A 23,606-nucleotide genomic window follows, 5' to 3' on the forward strand; every position below is an offset into this window, starting at 1 on the left:
TGATATAAATTTTTCTCTATCTCTTAATTATTCTTGCTAAGTAGGTAAACTTCTTATTTTTTGGGAAATGGTAGATTGTCCATTACAAATTTAATTTAATTTTCATTTAATTATATAGTAATGTCTATTTACTCTATATATAGAAAGGAATGAAAAGATGAACAACAAAAATAAAGGGAAAGTATTCTATGGTAATGATTGTTGCGAAGTAAGAGCTTGCAGTTTTATTAACATCTCTAAGTTCGGACTGAAAGAGTTTGTTCGACTTCTTCAAGCCCTTGGTGAAAATATTCAAGCTGTATTCCAAAATCCTTCTCAAGCTAATATCGATAAACTTATCGATATCCTAAATAACCTACAAAAATTCCTCAATTGCTTAGATTTATCACCCGGTCAAGAAAAGATTGGAAATTCTATTATCGCTAACTTATTAACTATTTTAAAAACAAAACCTTTCTCATGCGGAGCATTATACGTTGAACTGCAAATCCTGCTTAACTATTTATTATATATCGCTAAGTTATTCAAAGTAGATTGCTGTACTATCGACAAACTAGTTAAACTCATTACAGAGATCCAAACTATCCTAGTTCAATATGGGTCTGGTTGTCTTGGCGGAGGGGCAACTGGCGCTCAAGGTGCTACTGGTGCTCAAGGCGCGACTGGCGCTCAAGGTCCTCAAGGTGCACAGGGACCAGCTGGTGTTCAAGGCGCTACTGGACCTCAAGGTCCTCAAGGTATTCAAGGATCAGCCGGCGCTCAAGGTGCTCAAGGTGCGGCGGGTGCTCAAGGTGCGGCGGGTGCTCAAGGTGCTACTGGTGCTCAAGGTGCGGCGGGTGCTCAAGGTGCGGCGGGCGCTCAAGGTGCTACTGGTGCTCAAGGTGCGGCGGGTGCTCAAGGTGCTACTGGTGCTCAAGGTCCAGCGGGCGCTCAAGGTCTAGCGGGCGCTCAAGGTGCTACTGGTGCTCAAGGTTCAGCGGGCGCTCAAGGTGCTACTGGTGCTCAAGGTCCAGCGGGCGCTCAAGGTCTAGCGGGCGCTCAAGGTGCTACTGGTGCTCAAGGTTCAGCGGGCGCTCAAGGTGCTACTGGTGCTCAAGGTCCAGCGGGCGCTCAAGGTGCTACTGGTGCTCAAGGTCCAGCGGGCGCTCAAGGTCTAGCGGGCGCTCAAGGTGCTACTGGTGCTCAAGGTTCAGCGGGTGCTCAAGGTGCTACTGGTGCTCAAGGTGCGGCGGGTGCTCAAGGTCCAGCGGGCGCTCAAGGTGCTACTGGTGCTCAAGGTGCGGCGGGTGCTCAAGGTCCAGCGGGTGCTCAAGGTGCGGCGGGTGCTCAAGGTGCTACTGGTGCTCAAGGTTCAGCGGGCGCTCAAGGTGCTACTGGTGCTCAAGGTCCAGCGGGCGCTCAAGGTCTAGCGGGCGCTCAAGGTGCTACTGGTGCTCAAGGTTCAGCGGGTGCTCAAGGTGCTACTGGTGCTCAAGGTGCGGCGGGTGCTCAAGGTCCAGCGGGTGCTCAAGGTGCTACTGGTGCTCAAGGTTCAGCGGGCGCTCAAGGTGCTACTGGTGCTCAAGGTTCAGCGGGCGCTCAAGGTGCGGCGGGTGCTCAAGGTGCTACTGGTGCTCAAGGTTCAGCGGGTGCTCAAGGTGCTACTGGTGCTCAAGGTCCAGCGGGTGCTCAAGGTGCTACTGGTGCTCAAGGCGCTACTGGACCATCGGGTACTCCAATTCCTGTAACTACAGCTGTATTAGGAAACACAAATGCACAAACAGTATCACCAGGAAGCAATATACAATTCAATGAAACATTCGAATTAACAAACATCTCCTATAATGGTTCTGATACTCTAACTGTTTTAGAAACTGGTGTATACGATATTAGTTTCTCTGCATCTACAACTTTCCCAGGTTCTTCACCATTTGGCTTCGGTCTTTCGTTTAACGGCCAACCACCTAGTCGTAATTTTTCAACTAACGTTATCGGTAGTGCGGTTTCTTTCTCAACGATTATCACTTTAACAGCAGGCACAACAATATCTGTACAACCTACAGCAAATACTATCTCTATTCCAAACACAGGTGAAACAACTGCTGTACTAACTGTCTTCCGAATTTACTAATTTTCACTAAATAAGCGTATTTATAATAATATGCATCATTTAACTGTGGATTAAATTTCTCTTTTTATATAGAAAGGAGCACTTATTTGGGAGGATAAGTGCTCCTTCTTTACGTTTCTTTACCTCAAATTTACTCTATCTTAATCCTCATTTTGTATGATAAATAGTGAAGTCAAAGATATGAAAGAGGGATGAAAATGAGAGTTATGTCACTGATACGCATTTGGATTGCTCTTATGGTATGCATTATTTTATGTGTAGGATTTTTTTTAACTCTAAAATATTCCACTATATCAAAAGCAGAGAGAAAAACAGTACCATACAAGCTTTTGTATACAAAACAAAGCAACATCCCTTATTCCAATGCAACAAATAATGAAAAAAAAGTTATAAAAGGAATGCTTATTACGAAAGCTTCTAGTTACGAAACGCTACTTCAAATTGCTGAAACGATTAAAGATCAGTATATAAATAGAGAAATTGATGAAATCACGCTTTCTATCCATAATGAAAATAATGGTAGTTATGAAGAAGAATTACCTTACGAACCTATTAGTAAAGGCAAAATCATTATCACATACGATTCTCAATCCTTTGGCAGTACGAACATTATACTAAACGAGTAATATCATTTCCCGATTAGTATGGGCTAATCATTAGTGGTGGATACCCCCCCTAATGATTGAAGTTTCACTTTATTTTTCATACGAAAAAGAGGCGAATTTCGTTATTCGCCTCTTTCTTTTACCAAAATGATGGAATCCACTCTTTCACTTTATCAAACCACTCTTGCTGCTCTTGTTTTCTTTGTTGTTCCTCTTCTTTCCTTCGCTTCTCTTCTTCTTTTCTTCGTTTTTCCTCTTCGATTGTTTGCAATTGTTTTTTGTAGTCAGCCTCAGGTATTAGTGATAACTGAAATGCCTTTTGAGTTGGATTTCCATTCGCTTTCTTCATAATATCCCGGAACATTGTCGTTGTAATTTGGCTGCCTCCTGGCACATAATGCTCACTATCCGTTTTATCATACCCTACCCAAATCGCACCTACTAAATCCGGTGTGTATCCAACAAACCACGAATCCTTCGCACCAGTGCTTGGTCCATTTACAAGCTGGGTAGTCCCTGTCTTGCCTGCGGTATCGATATTATTAACTTTCGCTTTTTCACCTGTTCCCCTTTCAATAACACCTTTTAATAAGTATGTCATCTTTTGGGCAACTTTCTCGTTCGTCACACGAGTTTCTTTCTTATACCATTTTCCAATTGTTTCCCCTTCAGCATTTTGGATTTCTCTAATGGCATGAGCTTCTACTTGGACACCATCATTTGCAAGTGCGCTATACGCTTGAGCCATTACAAATGGTGAAGTCCCTACATGCATACCTCCTAAAGCAATCGGATACGTATGGTCTTCAGGCTCTAATGGAATACCAAACCGCTCTAAAGATTTCAATCCTTTATCTAATCCAATTTTCTCTAATAGCCAAACTGCTGAAACATTATATGACTTTGCCACCGCTTCATACATCGTCACATTACCATGGAACGTATGATCACTATTTTGTGGTGCATATTCTTTAATATTAAACGGTTCATCTTTTAAGACATCGTATACTTCATATCCTTGTTCTAACGCTGGTACATACACTGCAAGAGGCTTTAACGTTGAACCTGGCTGTCTTTTTAATTGTGTTGCATGATTAAACTGTAAAAATTGATAAGGACCTCTGCCTCCAACTAAAGCCGGAACACCTCCAGTTTTTGGATTCATAAGGACCACTCCAGTTTGCATAAGCTGATCTGAGCCGCTATCTTTAAAATAACTATCATTATTCACAACATCTTCAACCGCTTGTTGTTTTTTCGAGTCAAGTTCCGTATAAATACGATAGCCACCTGCTAAAATTTCATTTTGTGTTAATTCATACTTGTCCATCGCTTCTCTAACAATATAATCTACGTATTGAGAATATTTTCCCTTATATTTATCGTCAACACCACGTCGTAATACAAGACCTGATTCTTTCTCCTGATTATATTGTTCTTCAGAAATATATCCTTGCTCCTTCATTAAACCTAATACGACATTACGTCTTTCAATTGATTTATTAAAGTTTTTATACGGCGAATACGCAGATGGCGCTTTAATTAATCCTGCAATCGTTGCGGCTTCTGAAATCGTTAAGTCTTTTACTTCTTTATCAAAATAAGATTTAGCTGCTCTTTTTATCCCCCAAGCACCTTCACCAAAATAAATTTGATTCATATACATTTCAACAATTTCATCTTTCGTATAAGTACGTTCTATTTTTTTCGTTAGAAAGTATTCCTTTATTTTACGCGAGAATGTACGGTCTTGCGTTAAAAATACATTTTTCGCAAGTTGTTGTGTAATTGTACTACCACCTGCAACAACTTCACCGGCTGTAATGTTCTTAAATACAGCACTTATAATTCCACTATAGTAAATACCATGATGACTAAAAAATTCCTTATCTTCTACTGCAACAATTGCTTGAACCATAATATCAGGAATATCTTTCCTTTTGACCCCTTCTGTTTTAGAAGAAGCTAATTTAGTCGCAACTTCATTATTTGCATCATAAATTAAAGTCGGTTGTGGAACAGCTTGTTTTAATTCAGATATATCTTGAATGGAAATTATTATATTTACAACAATAAATAGAGTAACAAGTAAACTTCCCAATATAATTAATGAATTGCGTAGTTTCTTCCTCTCATTGAACCACTCAAGCGTTTTTTTAAAGTGAGTGTTCTTCAATTTCATTCGTTCACTTCCTTCATTTGTTTACACTCTTCTTTTTAAAAGGAAGAATATACCTCCTTTTAAATTTATTATAATAACGTACTCGTTCCTATAGTGTAAAGCTTTTCTTTCACATTCATACTTTTCACAAGAAAAGGACATTCTACAAGTAAGATATTCACTATTCAGTATTAATATTATTAATACAACAATGAGAGTTATGTTAAGTTTTTGTAAACTTTTCGATAAAATGTTTTAAAAAACGACAGTTTTTTGTTAGAATTGATTAGCCAATATATTTTACATATATTACTTTTGTGGGGGTAACAATAATGGTCTTTAAATCAAAGAAAGATAAATTTTCTGAAATGCTAATGAATGTTTCCGAAAATTTAAAAGAAGGCGCGCAGTTTTTCGTGGAGTATAAAATTAAAAATGCTAGCGATTTAAAAGAGTTTTCTATGCGCATGAAAGAGTATGAGTCAAAAGGTGACTCATTCATTCACGAAATCATTATGGAGCTAAACAAAGCGTTTATTACTCCTATTGAACGTGAAGACATCCTACAGCTTGCAATGAGTATGGATGATGTATTAGACGGATTAGATCATAGTGCTGGTCTATTCGAAATGTATTCTATTACAGAAGCTGATGAATACATGATTAAATTTGTAGAAGCAATTAATCAATGTGCGATTGAAATTGCAAACTCTGTTGAATTACTATCTAAAAAGAAATTAGTCGATATTCGTACAAATGCGATTAAAATTAAGGATTACGAGTCACAATGTGATGATATTCGCCGTCATGCGATTAAGCACTTATTCTCTCGTGAGAAAGATCCGATTAAGATTATTCAATTTAAAGAGATTTACGAAGAGCTTGAAGAAGTAGCTGATAGCTGTCAAAGCGTTGCAAACGTATTAGAAACAATCATTATGAAGAACGCGTAAGGAGTTTGATCATGGATACACTCTTGATACTGACCGTTTTAGTAGTCATTTGCGCTTTAGCTTTTGACTTTATCAATGGATTTCACGATACAGCAAACGCTATTGCAACGGCTGTTTCAACGAAAGCTCTAAAGCCTAGACATGCAATTGTTATGGCAGCTATTATGAACTTTTTAGGTGCGATGACATTTACAGGTGTAGCAAAAACGATTACAAAAGATATTGTTGACCCGTTTGCCTTGCAAAATGGTTCTCTTGTAATTTTAGCTGCTTTGCTTGCGGCAATAGTCTGGAATTTGATCACTTGGTACTATGGCATTCCAAGTAGTTCTTCGCATGCAATCATTGGCGCAATCGCTGGTGCAGCAATTGCTGCTGCTGGTATTAGCGCATTAAACTATAAAGGGTTTATAAAAATTCTTGAAGCTTTAATCATTTCACCGATTATCGCTTTTGTTATTGGTTACATCGTATATAGTATTTTTAAAGTGGTATTTAAAAACTTTAACTTAACGAAAACGAACAAGAACTTCCGTATATTCCAGATTTTCACCGCTGCATTGCAAGCTTATACGCACGGTACGAATGATGCACAAAAAGCAATGGGAATCATTACGATGGCTCTTATGGCCAATAACTATCATACTTCTGGCGATATCCCTTTCTGGGTACAATTATCTTGTGCAATCGCAATGGGTCTTGGTACTTCTGTCGGTGGTTGGAAAATTATTAAAACTGTCGGTGGACAAATTATGAAAATTCGTCCTGTAAATGGTGTAGCTGCCGATTTATCATCATCACTTGTTATTTTCGGCGCAACATTTATTCACTTACCGGTTAGTACGACGCACGTTATCTCTTCTTCTATTTTAGGAGTTGGTGCTTCACATCGCGTGAAAGGTGTAAAATGGGGAACTGCAAAACGCATGTTAATTACATGGGTTATTACACTTCCTATTTCAGCTTCTTTAGCTGCATTATTTTACTACTTATTACACTTAATCTTTTAATCAAAAGTCGTCTTCCTTATTTTTCTAGGAAGACGACTTTTTTGTGAACGAGCCTATTTCTTATTAAAAAGCGTGTATAATGATTGATGGATAAGTTATATAGAGGAGTTGGCAATTTTGGAATACATCATGTTACTTTTCATCGGATTAATCGCCGGGACAGTCGGGAGCCTAGTCGGACTTGGAGGCGGAATTATTATCGTTCCGTTATTAATTGGATTACACAGTTTATCACCACAACTCGCAGTAGGAACTTCTATGGTAACAGTCGTTTTTACAGGGCTGGCTTCTACCCTTACTTATATGAAACATAAACGGGTAGATTATAAAAGTGGACTTATTTTATTTATCGGGAGTGGCCCTGGTGGTATTATCGGATCATGGGCAAACAAATTTTTAAACCAAGATACATTTTCTTTATACTTTGGGATTTTTCTTATATTCGTCTCCATTCTTCTTATACTACGAGACAAATTGAAACCTCTTTCCCTATCAAATATGACTGTAATTAAGCGATCTTTTACAGATAACGAAGGAAATACTGTAGACTATCAATTTCCACCATTTCTCGCTATCTTTATTGCCTTTATAGTTGGATTTATATCCGGATTATTTGGAATCGGTGGTGGTGCCTTACTTGTGCCAGCGATGATGCTCCTTTTTGCGTTCCCAGCACACATTGCTGTAGCAACTTCAATGTTTATCGTATTTCTCTCAGCAATTGTAAGTTCTTTAACTCACATCTCTCTAGGAAATGTCAGCTGGGCTTATGCATTAATTCTTATTCCTGGTGCATGGATTGGCGGAAAAATCGGGGCTTATATTAACACAAAATTAAGCGGTAATGCAGTAATTAATTTATTACGTATCACATTAATTATTCTTGGAACTAGATTAATCATTACTTCATTTTTATAACGCGTTCTTTCTAGGATGCGTTTTTTCTTATACACATGAATATAAAAAGGCTCCTAGGAGAACAAATAAAACTAAACAAACACTTAATAGCATAAAATTTGAAATATGTAATTTCTTCAAGTTGATCACTCCTATAGCTATGACTGTTATCTTTATGATAGCGAAAAAACAGTTATCTTACAGTTACAAAGCGCTAACAATGCAAAATCATTTATTACAAATTTTATCCTTATATTTCATTTCTTTGTATAATCTATCGATTCAATAAAAAAAGATGTCATATTGACATCTTTTTAGTGAAGAAGTGACCATCCCATAAAGTCTTCATGTACTTGGCACGCCCTCTTATCGTTTCGATCATATAATTCAGCATAACTATCTGTTTCTTCATCATAAGCCATCGTATAAATAATTTGGCCGTCTATTTCAACGGATAAAACGACTCCACCTTTCATCTCTTCTACATGAATGATAGCATTCGCCGGAATTCTCATATCCGTCATCTTCATCGCATCTAACAATATACTAAACCCCCTACAGCGTATTCATTGCTAGTACTATTACACACTAAATAGTATACTACTGTAATAGCATACATTTCGTCAATGAAATTGCTGTTTAAAAAGCATATTGTCTTTATACATATACGCTAAAATATAAGAAATAGAAATGTTTTAATGGGGGGCTAACATTGATTCTACATAAGGGAGATGTATTATTCCGTCAAGGTGAGGACGGTCCATTATATTTTATAAAAACAGGTTTATTAAAAGTTATTCGGTTAGAAGAAGACGGAACACCATTTTTATTTAATATTATCGTTCCTGGTGAAACGATACCTCACCATTCTTTAATTTCACCGAAGGAATATCACGGTACAGCTATCGCTTTAATGAAAACAGAAGTGGAGCCTATAATTAGCAATGAATGGTACGACAAACTTCAGGCAAATCCTGCATCTTATGAAAATATCGCTATGCAATTACAATCGAAATTAAGAATGATGCAACAGCGTATCGATCAATTGACAACTGTCTCTCCTAAAGAGCGCCTTCATCGTTTACAAGAGTGGTTCACCTTTTATTTAGGTGACATCCCTATTTATGAAATATTAACACAAACTGAAATTGGTCAGCTCATAGGTGTACGCCGCGAAACAGTAAATCGCTTACTTAGAGAACAAGCAAAAAACGAGGTAAAATAATACCTCGTTTTTTGCTTGGCAACGTTAACCTATTGTAAGCTTGCTGCGGGACCGAAAAATTCATAATGAATGTTCTCTTGTTTAACACCCAAATCAATTAATGCAGCATTTATATGTTTCATAAATGGTACTGGACCGCAGAAATAAAATTCTGCTTCAGTCGTTGGAATAATAGTTTGTAACCATTCACGTTCAATGAATCCTTCTTGATCAAAATTCTTCATTTCCACATCTTGCTCTGTCGGTGAAGAATAGCAAGTATATGCTTTAACTTGTTCATACTCTTTTTCTACTGTCTCAACATGCTCTTTCATCGCATGTGTATTACTATTTATCGCCGCATGAACAAAGCATACATTACGCTTTGATTCTTGTTCAATTAACGTATTTAACATACTCATCATCGGTGTAATACCTACTCCACCACTAATTAGTACAACAGGTAATGTTGACTCCATATTTAATACGAAATCTCCCGCTGGTGCACTTACTGGTAAGACATCCCCTTCCCCTACATGATCATGTAAGTAATTAGATACTTTACCATCTGGTGTATCTACACCTTTTTCTTTCTTTACACTAATACGATAATATTCTTTTCCTGGAGCATCAGACAAGCTATATTGACGATTATGTGTATATGTCTCACCTTTAATATTTATTTGAATCGTTACATATTGTCCTGGGATGAATGAAGAAACTTTCCCGCCATCTTCAGGTTTTAAATAAAATGATGTAATAACGTCGCTTTCCTTCACTTTTTTAACAATCACAAAGTTGCGGAAATCTTTCCACCCACCTTCTTTATGTTCAGCTTCTTCATACATACCCGCTTCAATGCTAATGAATGCATCAGCAATGACGCCATACGCTTCTCCCCATGCATTTAAAACTTCATCAGGTGCGCCTGCGACCTCTTTAATCGCTCGTAGTAAACATGTACCTACTATTGGATAATGCTCTGCTTTAATACCTAAACTTCTATGCTTATGACCGATTTGTTTTACAACTGGAATAATAGCTTCTAAATTATCAATGTACATTGCAGCTGCATAAACAGCATTTGCTAATGCTTGTTGTTGTCTTCCTTTTTTCTGGTTCGTATGGTTGAAAATATTCAATAACTCCGGATGTTCCGAAAATAAAATTTGATAAAATCTCGTTGTAATCTCAACGCCTTTTTCTTGTAATAACGGTACTGTTGACTTTACGATTTCAATTGTTTTTGCACTTAACATTGTATCCCACTCCTCTATTTCCTTAACTGTTTTTAGTTTAACTGAATTGTATAATACATATTGTGATTTTAATCACTATTAACATGGTGTTTTTGTGAAAAATATATGAACAATGCACATATTAAATAAATTTTAAATAGTGATGTGCTACCATCCGCTACTAATTATTAGCCCCCATTAATTGTGCTCAAAAAAAAAGCTAACTAGAAATCTAGCTAGCCTACTACTTTGTTTGTATTGCTTGTTCAATTACTTTTATATTCTGCCCGTTTCCAAACTCTGTATACCCCCATATATTCGTTTCACCTTTATATTTATTCATAAGTATATCCAAGTCATGATATACGCGATGAGCATAGATTACATACTCCATATTCTGAAGCTCCACACCTTTTTTTACAATTTCATAACTTCTATTCACATCGCGTTTTATTTTTTCATTTTTTATTTCTTTATGTATATTTTTTAAAGAGGCTTCTTGCTCTTGAAACCATTGTTTAAAATGTTTCCAATCCCCATCTGTATATTTCTCTGCCTTGCCATAATTCAAGAAATTATTATAACTTTCATGTGTCGTACGAACAAAATCGAGTGGCTTCTTCTTCTCTTGCACCTCTTCTATTTGTGCTACTGTATTTACTCCAGCAGACTTATTCGCATAATATAATAGTACTTTCATAAGACTATAGCTCGCTATTGCCATTACAGTAATAGTTACCAATACACTTAACAATTTCTTCATATACAGAACCCCTTTTCTACTATGAATATTACAATGTACTGTTACACTTGTAACATTCTCTCGTAGAAATGTAATTCCTGTTTAAATCCTCCTTTTCATTTCGACACTATTTTTCTACAAACTTCTCCTTGGTAAATGCTCTTGTAAAACAACATAACCTTCATAAGCTGTATAACCGAGTATAGCCATTAATCCGATATAACAAGCAAATACTGTCCATTTCGTTTTCGTATCGACTGTATAATAATTTTCTTGTTGTTCCTTTTCTGTTTCCCATTCATTTAATTTTCTTTCTGACATTTCAAATGCTTCTCTTATATGAATTGTATGCATTTCTTTTTCATCTTCATATGGGACATAATCAAGTGGCTCAAATTTTGGTAAAAGGTACTCTAGCACTTCAATCTTTTGAAGTTCTCCTGTTTTTAATTCTTTTTCACGTTCTCTTTGTCTTAATACATTCATTTCATGGTGAATCATATAAATCGTTCGATGCACCGCACCAGTTTCTTTTAATTCCTCTTCAAGCCTAGCAGCATATTCTTTCATTCCATCGATTTTATATCCTAATTCCTTAATCGGCTCATCTCTCTTTATTACTCTATATAGTTCCATACAGCCGATAATAAAAATAAATCCTCCTAAAATACTTTTAAAGTAAATAGAATAGCCGAGTAGTAAAACTAGCCCTGCTCCCCAAATTTTCGTGCTTACAACTGAAATTATTCGTCCACCATCTAATGGAGAAACTGGAATTAAGTTAAAGAAATTAATCATACTTCCAAGTAAAATAATAAGCGCCCAAAACGGCTCTTTCGTGATTATATACAGTGGGATCGCGGGTAAAAATGAAAGCAATCCGAAAAGAGGTCCCATATATGCAATGTAAGCTTCATCTTTTGCATTTTTCGGCATCTCTTTCATCCCAATAAGAGCTCCCATAAATGGTATGAAGATTGCTGGCGATGTTGGTATCCCTTTCTTTCTCGCTGCCCATAAATGCCCCATCTCATGTACAAACAATAAATATACGAGTGCTACCCCAAACTTCCAACCATATATGACTGCGTATGCACCAAGCGATAAAAACATACTAAATACTGTTGAAAATTTTGCTAACTTAAAAATTGCAAATACCCATTTTAACTTAGATAGTAAAAATAACCCTATTGCAACTATAACTCCCCATAATCCTTTTTTATTATTTTTCATATTCCTCTCCTTTATCTCGCTTTATTGAGCCATATACACTCATCAAAACTTATTCTTTTTCTCTATTATGACATATTTTTTTCTATTGTTAGAAATAATGTTTATTCCATCCATTTTTAGCCAAAAATAAAAATAAAAGGAGGTAAATACAAATGAAATTACAATCTCTTATGATAGGCGCTCTATCGTTTTTAGCTTCAACTCTTATTTTTTATACCGTCAGCTACGTATTATTATTAGATTGGTTGCCAAATCACTTATTTATAGCCCTTATTATTCTTTCTGCTCTTATGATTTCCTTTCTAATTACACGAAAATCAATGAATGAGCCATCTGCAAAAGCAAAATAATAGAGGGGATCTTTCCCCTCTATTATCATTTCCTAGGAAAGGCCATATAGACTTTATGATTCTTACTGCCCGCTATTTACGGGCAGTAAGAATCCCACCTCAAAATTCGGCTGGAGCAAAGAATTTAGGTAGGAGTCGTGCTAATAATCAGCGGGGGATGCCCCCACTGATTAAAATTTCACTTTATCTTTGTAAATTCATTTTTTCACCATACTCTTTAACAATTTGAATAATGTTTTGAAATGCTCCTACTTTTTCTTTCTTACTATTTAATATTTGCAAATCGTGATTATCATAATAGGTTTCTAGTGATTTTAATTGTGATTCTGAAGCATCTTTTATCGGAACAGTAACATTCAATTCATACTGTTTATACCCTTCCTTTACTTTTTCAGCTAAAATTATTTCACTCTCTTTTGCGCCAATTAATTTTTGAACCTTTTCCGGGAAAACTAATTGCAAATAATATTCTTGTTCCTTTGCTAACTTATTATATAGTGATTGTGAAATCGTATAACGTACTGTATAATTCATTTTTTGATCACCTGCTTTAATATGAAACGCAGTAATCTGCATGTCTTTTTTTGTTACTTCCGTTAAAGTACCTACCTGCATCTCATCTTCTTTTTGTTCTGGAATCTTTGGAAAGATAGCCAAAAGCTTTTCCGTATCTTTTTCGTTAAGCATATACATATCTTTCTTATATTGAATCCATCCTCGGCGATCTTCTCCTCTTAACCATGCATAATATGTTTCTTTTTTTCCATCACTACTAATTTGTATTTCATATTCCGGTTCACCAAAACTACCCGTTACTTCTTGTTTTTCCGCTTTGTTTATAATATCCACCACCAACTCCGCATCCATTTTCTTTAAATTTTTTTCTTCTTTACCTTTTTGCATAACAGTTACTTGTAATGGTTCTCTCATTTCATTCACTGTCTCCTCTACTTGTTTCGGTTCTTTCTTTTGCTCGGATTGACCACACGACGCGAGTAAAATAACACATAAAATCATTAAATATTTCCCTTTCAAATCGATTCTCCTTTTCCAATAAGAAATTCTTATAATCCTCATGCATAAAACAAAAACGTTACATTATATAGAATGAGCTATACTATAAACTGAAGGGAGGATTTTACAATGTCCATTAATTTTCATGATGCAAATAATAAGTATACGTATGCAAGTCGTAACGCACATATTTCATGGCAGGAAACAATAAACAATATTGTAGATGTGCAAAATAAACAAGTAATTGATATAGGTTGTGGTGGCGGCATTTACACGAAAGAACTTGCTCTTATGGGAGCCAAAAGTGTTATTGGGCTTGATTTTTCAAAAGAAATATTACAAGCTGCAAAAGAAAATTGTAACGGCTTCCCAAACATTTCATTCATTCACGGTGATGCACATAATATCTCATTCCCTAATGAAACATTCGACCTTGTCATTTCTCGTGCAGTCATTCATCATTTGCATGATATTCCCACATTTATACGAGAGGCTTCTCGCATATTAAAAAAAGACGGTATACTTATTTTACAAGACCGGACCATTGAAGATTGTATAATCCCAGGAAGTCCTGAACACCTTCGTGGATATTTTTTCTCTGTCTTTCCAAAACTCATTGAAACAGAAGCGAAAAGAAGACCAAAAACCACTACTATTCAGCAAGAATTACAACAATATTCTCTTCAAGCGTTCCCCATACAAACACAATGGGAAGTACGAAAAGTACATGATTCTGTAGAGGTTTTGCTACAAGATTTATCTCCTCGAACAGGCCGATCCATTCTATATGAACTAACAGATAATGAACTTTCTCAACTTCTACATCATATCCAAACGGCATTACAAAACGTCTCTCCTATCATCGAAAGAGATCGTTGGACAATTTGGAGCGCGAAAAAATTGTAAGGAAGGAAGCCTCACAAAGTAATGTGAGGCTTCCTTCTTTCATAATCTAATTTTGCAACACTCTTGATATCCTCCACTCCTGGCCTGTGCACTTCCACACTTCGGACATACTAAATATCTAGACTGATTTGTCAACAAACTACCTTTTTGAAAGAGTAAAACTTCTGCTTGTTTAAACGAACGCGAATAATATAACCACATAAAACCAATTATAGCAATAATGCCAAATAATACTCCCATCGCAAGCATTTCAGTCACCTCTTTTGGTTTGTTCTTTCCAGCAAGTGGATTGTTGTATTATTCTCTGCAAATTCAAACAATTCCTTCCTTACTCCTATAAATATCGATTTTCTCCATAAACTTTACAATTCTCTATAATGTTTTACAGCATTTTTACAAATAGTATTAACCCTTATATTCTCAGCTATATTTCTACAGGAAAGTGTATTTCCCAAAAAATATGTTGACTTTCTAAAAAAAACGTGTGAAAATACTGTCAGAATACTTGAATTAAAATTCATTGACGAGAACGAGTACGTTATAGGACTGTTCCCCAGAGAGTTGGCGATTTGCTGAAAGCCAACGTTCAGTGCTTAATCGAAAATCATCTCCGAGAAGTAGAACCGAATGCTAAAGTAAGTTCTTACCGGATGTCCCCCGTTACAAGGAACACGTATCATGTTGTACGTTGCAAAGCCGTATACATATAGATTTATTTCTACATGTATAAATTAGGGTGGTATCGCGGGTAAATATAACTCGTCCCTTTCTTTAGGGACGAGTTTTTTGTGTTCTTACAATGAATTTACAAAAAAGGAGGAAAAACAATGAACACTGTATCAAAAAAACATGTTTTTTTCACAGGCCTTATGCTATTTTCTTTATTTTTTGGGGCAGGAAATTTAATTTTCCCTCCTATGCTTGGACAAAATGCTGGTGAAAACTTTTGGCCAGCAATGATTGGTTTTTTACTAACAGGAGTCGGCTTACCACTACTTACTGTTATCGCTATTTCTCTATCAGGAAATGGAATGCAACAACTTGCAAGTCATGTTCACCCATTATTCGGAATATTCTTTACGGTAGTTGTATACATTGCAATCGGTCCATCTATGGGCATCCCACGTGTTGCTAATGTCGCTTATGAAATGGGGGTTAGTTCTTTCTTACCAGAAACTATTCGCTCTAGCAGCCTAGTGCTATTTTTATACACAGTCATCTTCTTTTCTATCGTATTTTGGCTTAGTTTAAACCCTTCTAAGCTCGTCGATCGTATCGGAAGTGTATTAACACCTATTTTATTATTCTCTATTTTTTTATTATTCGTTAAGAGTGTATTTACACCCCTCGGGCAATCTGGACCAGCCATGCAAGAGTATCAAACTTCTCCAATTTTCAAAGGTTTTATGGAAGGATACTTAACGATGGATACCATTTCAGCACTTGCATTTGGGATTATCGTTGTAAATGCAATTCGCTCAAAAGGTGTGAGTGATCGTAAATCAATTGCCATCGCTACAGCAAAAGCAGGACTTATTGCCGCTACTGGTCTCGTACTTGTATATGGTGCACTTGGCTGGCTCGGTACAACTAGTGTCTCTCTCGGATACGCAAAAAATGGAGGACAGCTACTTACCGTTATCGTACAACAATTATTCGGTCCATATGGTCTAATTCTGTTATCTCTTATCGTTACACTTGCTTGCTTAACAACATGCGTTGGACTTGTATCTGCGTGCAGTCAATACTTCTCAACATTATTGACAAAATTTTCATACAAAATGTTAGCAAGTGTCATTTGCTTGTTAGGATTATTAGTTGCCAACTTAGGTTTAACAAAAATTATCGCCATCTCTGTTCCTATTTTACTTGTTGTATATCCAGTTGCAATTGTACTCGTGTTATTATCATTACTTCATAAATATTTCGGTGGCTATCGATCTGTTTATGTATGTGCTTTAATCGGAACAGCAGTTGTTAGCGTTTTTGACGGATTAAAACAAGGGAATATTCCTGTTTCATTTATCACATCTTATTTTGAGTTTATTCCATTATATAATGAAGGAATTGGCTGGTTAGTACCAGCGTTAGTTGGGGCTATTATCGGTTTTGCTATCGCAAAATTAAGTGGTGCAAAAACAGTACCATTAACGGAGCATTCACCTGAATCGAAAGTATCATAAAAAAACTCCCATTTCGGGAGTTTTTTACATTTGATAAGAAGTATGATTAAAGCTACTTACTTTATAAGCCTTCGTATAGTAATCAATATTCGTATCCACTGTTTCTACTTTTACAACATCATAGCAATCTTCTTGCTTCACTAGAAATAAATAATATTCTTCTGTTGCCTCAATAATTGCAATACGATCTGTTTCAATATCATATTGTTCACAAAGTGCTTGCAACGCATTCACATAATTACCTAATTTTTTCGTTTCATCCATTCCAAATATCGTTTGGACTAACATACATTCTCTCCCCTTTGTATGTACTGTTAACACCTTAATGATAACGCTTACATAAATAACCGTCAATAAAAAGCTTTGACCATATATAGTCAAAGCTTCCTTCTTATTTCGTCAATTGGTGTCTAAACGCATAAATAACCGCCTGTGTCCGGTCACTTACATTTAGCTTATTTAATATATTACTCACATGTGTCTTTACTGTTTTAAGGGCAATAAACAACTCATCTGCAATCTCTTGATTACTTTTCCCCTCTGCAATTAATAACAAAATTTCAGACTCTCTTTCTGTTAACTCCTCATGCAAAGGTTGTTCTTTCTTCTGACGCATACGAGACATCATTTTGCCAGTAACTTTCGGCTCTAATACCGTTTCCCCATCATAAGTAGCTCGTACAGCATCTGCAATATCACTCGCTCTTGATGTTTTTAATAAATAACTTGTCGCCCCCGCCTCAATAACAGGATATAACTTTTCATCATCTAAAAAGCTCGTGACAACTACAATTTTCGCTTCTGGCCATTCTTGAATAATAGCACGTGTCGCTTCAACCCCATCCATCTCATCCATAACAAGGTCCATTAAAATAATATCCGGTCTTAATTGCAAAGCTAACTCTGAACCTTTTCTTCCATTTTCAGCTTCTCCAACTACTTCAATATCTGGCTGCGTTGATAAATATGCTGATACACCCATTCGAACCATTTCATGATCATCAACTAGTAATACTTTTATCATGATTCTCCCCCTCTCTCAATCATAATAGGTACTTTCACTTCTATTTGCGTACCTTTATTCGGAAAACTAAGAACTTTTAATGTACCACCAATTTCATGAACTCGCTCTTGCATTGACCTTAAACCGTATGAACCAGCCTTATTAACCCCAACTTTAAACCCAACACCGTCATCAATAATTTTCAAAATCGCATATTGATCAATTTTCCGAAGGCGTACTTCGGTTTTCTTTGCCTTCGCATGCCGTAAAGTATTAGACAGCGCCTCTTGTACAATACGGAATAAATGATCTTCTACACCTTTTTTTAATTGAATCGGTTCAATTAACCATTCAATTTTCATATGTTGCTTTCTAGACAGTTCTGTTAATAATTCTTCTATACCCTCTGTTAGTTTCTTACCTTCTAACTGCACTGGGCGTAAATGAAGGAGCAATGCTCTCATTTCTGATTGTGCATTTACAACCATATTCTCAACAAGCTGCAACTGTTTTTTCGTCGTGTCTGGAATTTCAGCTGCTTGCTCATTAATGGCTGACATCATCATCGACATTGCAAAAAGCTGCTGACTTACAGAATCATGTAGCTCTCTCGCTAATCGATGCCTTTCTTGAGAAATCGCTTCTTGTCTCATCTCTTCATTCCAATGGGCTCGTTCATTCGTTACTTTTTGAAATAGCCCAGCTTGCTCCTCTAAGCGACGAGCAAGACCAATTACTTTTCGTTCCACTTCATGAAATTCATCGTCCGCAGTAAATGAAACATCACTCGGAAAATTCCCTCGCTCTACTTCAAATAGAAAAGTATTTAATCCTTGTATACGCTGTTCTATATAATAACCGATTGCATATCCTACAATTCCTCCGATAAGAAGACTCGTACTCATAATAAACAAGCCAATTGGAACAGAAGCAATGGATTCTTTCCAGAGTAAATCATAAACTTGTTGCTCGCTTTTCCATACATATACAATTGTACAAATAAGTGCGATACTCACAGAGGACAACATAGAATAACGAATATACATCCACGAAATATTCCTTTGTTTTTTCATTATACTTTCCTCACTTCCGTATCGCCTACGACAAGCGAAGAAATAATTTTAATACGACGAGGGGCTTCTTTATACTGTTCCGTTCTAAACGTAACATTACGGTTAAATCCAGTTTCTTCGTGTCCTGGCAGGAGCACTCGCCCAACAATAACAGAATGATTTAAAGACAATTCAATATCATATGGTACATATAAGCGAATATTACCAATGACGCCCCGAATCACAATAACCGTTTCTCCCTCTGGAATCATAGCAGTTGTTAAATCAATCTCGACGTCACAAGCACCATATTGGACGTTAATATCCTCTATTTCATAAATATGATCCATCATTCGTACATTACCTACAAACATATTTTTTATATACGGTTCTGTACGATATATTTGTTTTTCTTCATTTATATATCCCTTTTCTTTAATTTCAACTTTCATTGCTTTTTGCCGATGTCCTTGTTGAATAAGTTGATAACCAATTAAAGCTAAACAAGCAAACACAACAAGTACGAATGCCGCTGATGAAAATAAGAAGAATAAGAAGACAATACCACCGACAAATAAAAATACATTCCCTCTTACATAACGGTTCTTCTTTCGATAATGCCTTCCAAACATAATCATAATAAATGCAAATATTAGACCACCTGGTTCAAAATGTCCAAGTATCATATCAAGAAAAAGACCGAATCCAAATATGATGAGGAGCATCCCCATAAATTGTGTTTTTGAAAATTGCTTCTTCATTTCAGCTCCCCCCTCCTTGTCACATATACATAGAAGAAAAGGCATTGCTTTCCAACACCTTTTCTCCTATCACTATATCATAAGCCTGTTTTATTATATACTACAATTATTTTGTTACTTCTTTCGTTAACGATACTTCATTTTTCTCTTTCATTTCACTCTCTAGTTTTGCAATTTTCATATCAAATGTATCACGCTCATGCTCTTCATTTATACGAAGCTCTATGTCACGAATGTGATCTTCAATTTCTTCGAATCGTAAGAACGGATTATTTTCATCCATTTTATGCATAGCAGTATTCATACGGCGATTTGCATGCGCCATATTTTCACGTGCCATTAATTCCATACGCTTTGCGTTCATTTCTTTTAATTTATTTTTCATTTCTGAAAGACGACGCTCTAACTCATCAATTTGCTCTACAACACCAGCATACATTTCTTCTAAGCGAGTTACTTGCCCTTCATAATACGCTACTTCTTCTAATGCACGTTCATGCAATTGTAATTCGCCTGCTTCTTGTGCGATGATAGCTTGCTTTGATCTTTTATTAACGAAATAACGTGCTTGCTCAAGCTCACGAGCGAAGTTAGATTTTAATGTTTTATGACGCTGAATTAACTTCTCAATTTTTGTTATTTCACGCTCACTATCTCGTAAATATTGGTTTAACATAGCAATTGGATTTTTTCTTTCTTTCTCATCTAACACATTATGAAAATCAGCTAAAATTGCATCACGTACACGTCCGAATAAAGATTGTTTCATTATAATCTTCCTCTCTTCTACTTTATAATTTGATTTATTTTATATTAGTTTTTCATTAACTTGTTCCACTCATCTTCAAAGTTGCTATATGGTTTAGCACTTTCTGGAGCAGAATCAACAACTACATTTTTTCCTTTTTTCCACTCACGGTATCCGTAGTATAAAACTACTAATGCTGCGATACCGATTAATGCTGGGGAATGAGAAAGTGCAATGGACAAACCGATTAAACCAACAATACCCCAAGCTAACTTTCCAAAAAATGATTTAGCTCGCACAAATGATTTATAGCTCCAGTACACAACTCCTGCTCCAATGGCGAATCCTACAATACCAGCAAGACTACCAAGAGCAATTAAAGCCAAAATACCGGCTGCGATAAACGCTAGAAATTGTTTCATCTTGTGCTTGCCTCCCTTCGATTTGATACTCTTATCTTAACTATTTTTTCATGTTTCCATAACGAGCTTAAGAACCGTTTTTAACTCAGACTTAAGACCGAGTTGAATTCAGCCTTTTGCAAAACGAACATGTATGCGATGCGTATAGATACAGAAAAATTCTTATTCAATAACGGATGAAAATCTCAACTTGCGCGTCCAAAAAATTAGCAATACATACAAACGTTTATTAAATTACATTAAATATATTATTAAGAAAATTATGCTAAAATAAATCAGAAGGCTACATTTAAATTAAAGGGGATATATCATGAATTTACACATTACGAAAGAAATCAATACCTCCGCTAAAAACTATATAAACAACCAGCTTTATGAATATAATTTAAAGCACTTTCCATCTGATTTAAGAGACAGATACTTAGAGATTCATTTATTTCTTAAAGATGAAAATGGTAAAATATGCGGGGGAATATTAGGTGAAGTCTGTTGGAATTGGTTAGAGATTCACTCTTTTATCATCGATGAAGATATACGTGCATTAGGGTATGGAACTAAACTGTTATTAGAAGTAGAAAAAATCGCTTTAGAAAGCAATTGTGATTTTATAAAAGTTGACACTTTAAGCTTTCAAGCATTAGATTTCTATAAAAAATATGGTTATAAAGAGTATGGTATCCTCGATAACGTAGGAAGAGATTATAAACACTACTATTTGAAAAAGGATTTATAAATAATAAAAAACGCTCAGAGAATGTTCTCCGAGCGTTTTCAACTGCTAATAATAAATGTCTCTTTATGTTATGCAGTTTTATGATACTCTTTTTTTTCCGCCACTTTAGAAAATCTCGGGAAACCAATTAATATAGAAATGATTCCACATACTCCCACTAAAATTGGATAAAATGCATATGGTAACAATTCGACCGGAGATAACGCAGCAAATCCTGCCGCTGTTAACATTTGAGCACCATATGGGATTAACCCCTGTACACAGCAAGAGAAAAGATCCAGTACACTCGCTGATTTACGGGGATCAATTTCATACTGATCCGCAATATTTTTCGCAAGCGGACCTGTAAAAATGATAGAGATTGTATTGTTTGCTGTACACATATTCGTCATACTCACTAAGCCAGCAATACCAAACTCTGCTCCTTTTTTCGAACGAATATTACGTGTTAAAAGATTCATTAAATATTGAATGCCACCATTATATTGGATAAGTTCAACCATACCACCGATTAATATAGCAAGTAGTACTAGCTCCATCATACCGCCCATTCCAGTCGTTACACTTTTAAAGAAACTCTCTAACGTATAACTTCCATCTATAAGACCGATAACACCAGATAGTACCGTTCCACCGGTTAATACAATAAGTACATTCCAGCCAAGTAGCGCTGTAACAAGTACACCTGCATATGGTAAAATCTTCACCCAATCAAATGTATGAGCTTTAATTTCTGTATCATTACCTAAAGTAATCATTACTAATATTACAATTGTAATGATTGCAGCTGGCAATACAATTAAAAAATTCGTTTTAAACTTATCTTTCATTTCTGTTCCTTGCGAACGAACAGCAGCAATTGTCGTATCAGAAATAAATGATAAATTATCGCCAAACATCGCTCCGCCCACAACAGTAGCCATCGTAAGTGCAATTGAGATATCTGTTTGCCCACTAATACCTACAGCAATAGGTGCTAATGCAGCAATTGTTCCCATTGAAGTTCCCATCGCTAATGAAATAAATGCCCCTATAACAAAAATTCCAGCAACGATAAATCCTTGGGGTAAAATAGATAACGCTAAGTTAACAGTGGAATCAACTCCGCCCATTCCTTTTGCTGTTTCAGAAAACGCCCCTGCAAGTACAAAAATTAATACCATAATCATAATATCAGGGTTTCCTGCACCTTTAGCAAATCGTTCTACTTTCACATTAAAGCTTTCCTTACGATTCATCACTAAAGCAATTCCTACAGCAATTGAAATTGCTACAAGTATCGGCAATTTATAGAAATCACCTGTAATAATTCCAGAACCAATAAATAGCGCCAAAAATATTCCAAGTGGTAATAACGCTAAACCATTTCCTCTCGTTTCTTTCAAAGTATCATCTCTCCCTAGTTTTCAACCTTTTCTAATGAACAACAAAAGACCTCTTCCAATGAGAAGAGGTCTTATACATCTATAAGAAACACTCTTCTCATCTTTCAAGCACATGCTTGCTGGATTTGGCACAGCACTCTGAAATCGAGTCCGCTGCCGAGGCATCGTAGGGCCAGTCCCTCCGCCTCTCTTTATAAGAAGGTTTCATATTTATTTTTTAATAATAATTTCTTTCCTAACTTTACTCGCTTACAAAACAAAAGTCAATTATTTTTTGTATAGATTTTTTTGGTAATTATACAAAAATATGAATAAACCAATCATTTTAACTTTTCGATTTCTTTATCCAATATTGAAATCCAATAAAATTTTCTATTTTTTATCGTCACGATAATCCATTTTGTTGTATTCCATGCTAACTCATATTCTTCTTTTGTAACATCACCAATTTTATAGGCATCCTCTAACTCGTCTTCATCCAGTACATAGATCTCACCGTTCGGTAACAATACTACATCTAAATATAAATCATCAAAATAAGGTAAACCACGCTCGTCTATTTTATATTCTTTCGTCACGTCGATATAATATTGTACTAATTGTTTTTGATTGTCTAACATAGCTGTAATTGCAAAGTTTTTCCCGTTTATAAAATATTGCATCCATGTATACCCATCACCTGCAATGCAAAGCTGTTTACCATTGTATTCTTTATGACTAGGTTCTCTCACTTTTTTTATGTCCAGTATTCCTAACATTCCATCCTCTACTTGCTTAACCCTATAATCCTTCTCTATTAGTCGCTTCCACGAAGAACCGTCACCATATTTACGTTTCATTACGTCCGCTCCTCTTCTATATATAGAAAAGCCCCCACATATTATGTGAGAGCTTGT

General features: G+C 35.9%; 25 protein-coding genes, 1 riboswitch and 1 other annotated feature. Of the genes, 10 read left to right on the forward strand and 15 right to left on the reverse strand.

The window, feature by feature from the left end; translation table 11 throughout:
• The first annotated feature begins 157 nt into the window (after positions 1 to 157).
• On the forward strand, positions 158 to 2,110 hold the full coding sequence (locus JFT89_RS06765) for a Gly-Xaa-Xaa repeat protein (protein WP_201039690.1): 1,953 nt from the start codon (positions 158 to 160) through the stop codon (positions 2,108 to 2,110).
• 197 nt (positions 2,111 to 2,307) lie between these two features.
• A complete protein-coding gene (locus tag JFT89_RS06770; protein ID WP_016094467.1) occupies positions 2,308 to 2,736 on the forward strand; it encodes a hypothetical protein in 429 nt (142 codons plus the stop codon).
• A 118-nt stretch (positions 2,737 to 2,854) separates the two neighbouring features.
• Here JFT89_RS06770 and JFT89_RS06775 read toward each other — a convergent pair whose 3' ends face one another.
• The gene (locus tag JFT89_RS06775; RefSeq protein ID WP_201039691.1) at positions 2,855 to 4,897 is read right to left on the reverse strand and encodes a transglycosylase domain-containing protein; all 2,043 of its coding nucleotides are present in this window, start codon (positions 4,895 to 4,897) and stop codon (positions 2,855 to 2,857) included.
• A gap of 311 nt (positions 4,898 to 5,208) precedes the next feature.
• On the opposite strand from JFT89_RS06775, the gene JFT89_RS06780 reads away from it, so the two are divergent.
• From JFT89_RS06780 to JFT89_RS06790, 3 genes are all read left to right on the forward strand, one after another.
• Positions 5,209 to 5,829 (forward strand): DUF47 domain-containing protein, encoded by a 621-nt coding sequence (locus tag JFT89_RS06780; protein WP_000231445.1) that lies wholly within the window; start codon positions 5,209 to 5,211, stop codon positions 5,827 to 5,829.
• Between the two features lie 11 nt (positions 5,830 to 5,840).
• Entirely contained in the window at positions 5,841 to 6,839 is a 999-nt protein-coding gene (locus JFT89_RS06785; RefSeq protein WP_002030715.1) for an inorganic phosphate transporter, read from the forward strand.
• 117 nt (positions 6,840 to 6,956) lie between these two features.
• Positions 6,957 to 7,757 (forward strand): sulfite exporter TauE/SafE family protein, encoded by an 801-nt coding sequence (locus tag JFT89_RS06790; protein ID WP_002086690.1) that lies wholly within the window; start codon positions 6,957 to 6,959, stop codon positions 7,755 to 7,757.
• Between the two features lie 293 nt (positions 7,758 to 8,050).
• Here JFT89_RS06790 and JFT89_RS06795 read toward each other — a convergent pair whose 3' ends face one another.
• On the reverse strand, positions 8,051 to 8,278 hold the full coding sequence (locus tag JFT89_RS06795) for a hypothetical protein (protein WP_000883004.1): 228 nt from the start codon (positions 8,276 to 8,278) through the stop codon (positions 8,051 to 8,053).
• Positions 8,279 to 8,448: 170 nt separating this feature from the next.
• Here JFT89_RS06795 and JFT89_RS06800 point away from each other — a divergent pair, with 170 nt between their 5' ends.
• Positions 8,449 to 8,961, forward strand: a complete 513-nt coding sequence (locus tag JFT89_RS06800) for a Crp/Fnr family transcriptional regulator (RefSeq protein ID WP_002064482.1) — start codon at positions 8,449 to 8,451, stop codon at positions 8,959 to 8,961.
• 29 nt (positions 8,962 to 8,990) lie between these two features.
• On the opposite strand, the gene hmpA is transcribed toward JFT89_RS06800, so the two are convergent.
• The 3 genes from hmpA to JFT89_RS06815 form a co-directional block, all read right to left on the reverse strand.
• Entirely contained in the window at positions 8,991 to 10,199 is a 1,209-nt protein-coding gene (hmpA, locus tag JFT89_RS06805; protein ID WP_002064481.1) for an NO-inducible flavohemoprotein, read from the reverse strand.
• Positions 10,200 to 10,422: 223 nt separating this feature from the next.
• A complete protein-coding gene (locus JFT89_RS06810) occupies positions 10,423 to 10,941 on the reverse strand; it encodes a hypothetical protein (protein ID WP_002064480.1) in 519 nt (172 codons plus the stop codon).
• A 114-nt stretch (positions 10,942 to 11,055) separates the two neighbouring features.
• On the reverse strand, positions 11,056 to 12,153 hold the full coding sequence (locus JFT89_RS06815; RefSeq protein WP_002064479.1) for a site-2 protease family protein: 1,098 nt from the start codon (positions 12,151 to 12,153) through the stop codon (positions 11,056 to 11,058).
• Between the two features lie 152 nt (positions 12,154 to 12,305).
• Here JFT89_RS06815 and JFT89_RS06820 point away from each other — a divergent pair, with 152 nt between their 5' ends.
• Positions 12,306 to 12,503: a hypothetical protein gene (locus JFT89_RS06820; protein WP_000776287.1), complete on the forward strand. Its 198-nt coding sequence runs from the start codon at positions 12,306 to 12,308 to the stop codon at positions 12,501 to 12,503.
• 183 nt (positions 12,504 to 12,686) lie between these two features.
• On the opposite strand, the gene JFT89_RS06825 is transcribed toward JFT89_RS06820, so the two are convergent.
• Positions 12,687 to 13,538, reverse strand: a complete 852-nt coding sequence (locus tag JFT89_RS06825; protein ID WP_002064477.1) for a YhfM domain-containing protein — start codon at positions 13,536 to 13,538, stop codon at positions 12,687 to 12,689.
• 108 nt (positions 13,539 to 13,646) lie between these two features.
• Here JFT89_RS06825 and JFT89_RS06830 point away from each other — a divergent pair, with 108 nt between their 5' ends.
• Positions 13,647 to 14,423, forward strand: coding sequence for a class I SAM-dependent methyltransferase (locus tag JFT89_RS06830; protein ID WP_201039692.1), 777 nt, complete (start codon positions 13,647 to 13,649; stop codon positions 14,421 to 14,423).
• Between the two features lie 39 nt (positions 14,424 to 14,462).
• Here the strand turns inward: JFT89_RS06830 and JFT89_RS06835 are convergent, their stop codons facing one another.
• Positions 14,463 to 14,672 carry a hypothetical protein gene (locus JFT89_RS06835; protein WP_000880630.1) on the reverse strand — a complete coding sequence of 70 codons (210 nt, stop codon included), beginning with the start codon at positions 14,670 to 14,672 and terminating at the stop codon, positions 14,463 to 14,465.
• A gap of 262 nt (positions 14,673 to 14,934) precedes the next feature.
• Positions 14,935 to 15,193: a binding site (T-box leader), on the forward strand.
• Positions 15,194 to 15,250: 57 nt separating this feature from the next.
• Between JFT89_RS06835 and brnQ3 the strand changes: the two genes are divergently transcribed.
• On the forward strand, positions 15,251 to 16,606 hold the full coding sequence (gene brnQ3, locus JFT89_RS06840; protein WP_201039693.1) for a branched-chain amino acid transport system II carrier protein BrnQ3: 1,356 nt from the start codon (positions 15,251 to 15,253) through the stop codon (positions 16,604 to 16,606).
• Positions 16,607 to 16,630: 24 nt separating this feature from the next.
• Here the strand turns inward: brnQ3 and JFT89_RS06845 are convergent, their stop codons facing one another.
• From JFT89_RS06845 to JFT89_RS06870, 6 genes are all read right to left on the reverse strand, one after another.
• Positions 16,631 to 16,987, reverse strand: a complete 357-nt coding sequence (locus tag JFT89_RS06845) for a DUF3992 domain-containing protein (protein WP_002126339.1) — start codon at positions 16,985 to 16,987, stop codon at positions 16,631 to 16,633.
• Positions 16,988 to 16,997: 10 nt separating this feature from the next.
• Positions 16,998 to 17,630, reverse strand: a complete 633-nt coding sequence (locus JFT89_RS06850; RefSeq protein WP_000598709.1) for a response regulator — start codon at positions 17,628 to 17,630, stop codon at positions 16,998 to 17,000.
• A complete protein-coding gene (locus JFT89_RS06855; protein ID WP_002011673.1) occupies positions 17,627 to 18,682 on the reverse strand; it encodes a sensor histidine kinase in 1,056 nt (351 codons plus the stop codon). The genes JFT89_RS06850 and JFT89_RS06855 overlap by 4 nt, the downstream gene beginning before the upstream one ends.
• Positions 18,682 to 19,422, reverse strand: coding sequence for a cell wall-active antibiotics response protein LiaF (liaF, locus tag JFT89_RS06860; protein WP_002126337.1), 741 nt, complete (start codon positions 19,420 to 19,422; stop codon positions 18,682 to 18,684). The genes JFT89_RS06855 and liaF overlap by 1 nt, the downstream gene beginning before the upstream one ends.
• A gap of 106 nt (positions 19,423 to 19,528) precedes the next feature.
• Positions 19,529 to 20,191 carry a PspA/IM30 family protein gene (locus JFT89_RS06865; protein ID WP_002011675.1) on the reverse strand — a complete coding sequence of 221 codons (663 nt, stop codon included), beginning with the start codon at positions 20,189 to 20,191 and terminating at the stop codon, positions 19,529 to 19,531.
• Positions 20,192 to 20,235: 44 nt separating this feature from the next.
• Positions 20,236 to 20,592, reverse strand: a complete 357-nt coding sequence (locus JFT89_RS06870) for a lmo0954 family membrane protein (RefSeq protein ID WP_002011676.1) — start codon at positions 20,590 to 20,592, stop codon at positions 20,236 to 20,238.
• 310 nt (positions 20,593 to 20,902) lie between these two features.
• On the opposite strand from JFT89_RS06870, the gene JFT89_RS06875 reads away from it, so the two are divergent.
• Positions 20,903 to 21,325 carry a GNAT family N-acetyltransferase gene (locus JFT89_RS06875; protein WP_002064474.1) on the forward strand — a complete coding sequence of 141 codons (423 nt, stop codon included), beginning with the start codon at positions 20,903 to 20,905 and terminating at the stop codon, positions 21,323 to 21,325.
• Positions 21,326 to 21,393: 68 nt separating this feature from the next.
• Here the strand turns inward: JFT89_RS06875 and JFT89_RS06880 are convergent, their stop codons facing one another.
• Together JFT89_RS06880 and JFT89_RS06885 are read right to left on the reverse strand one after the other, a co-directional pair.
• The gene (locus tag JFT89_RS06880; RefSeq protein ID WP_016094473.1) at positions 21,394 to 22,710 is read right to left on the reverse strand and encodes a Na+/H+ antiporter NhaC family protein; all 1,317 of its coding nucleotides are present in this window, start codon (positions 22,708 to 22,710) and stop codon (positions 21,394 to 21,396) included.
• A gap of 94 nt (positions 22,711 to 22,804) precedes the next feature.
• Positions 22,805 to 22,910: riboswitch (SAM riboswitch) on the reverse strand.
• Between the two features lie 120 nt (positions 22,911 to 23,030).
• Positions 23,031 to 23,549 (reverse strand): ribonuclease FAU-1 family protein, encoded by a 519-nt coding sequence (locus tag JFT89_RS06885; protein ID WP_002064470.1) that lies wholly within the window; start codon positions 23,547 to 23,549, stop codon positions 23,031 to 23,033.
• Positions 23,550 to 23,606 lie beyond the last annotated feature (57 nt).

The organism is Bacillus sp. TH25 (assembly GCF_016650935.1).
Lineage (GTDB): Bacteria > Bacillota > Bacilli > Bacillales > Bacillaceae_G > Bacillus_A > Bacillus_A mycoides.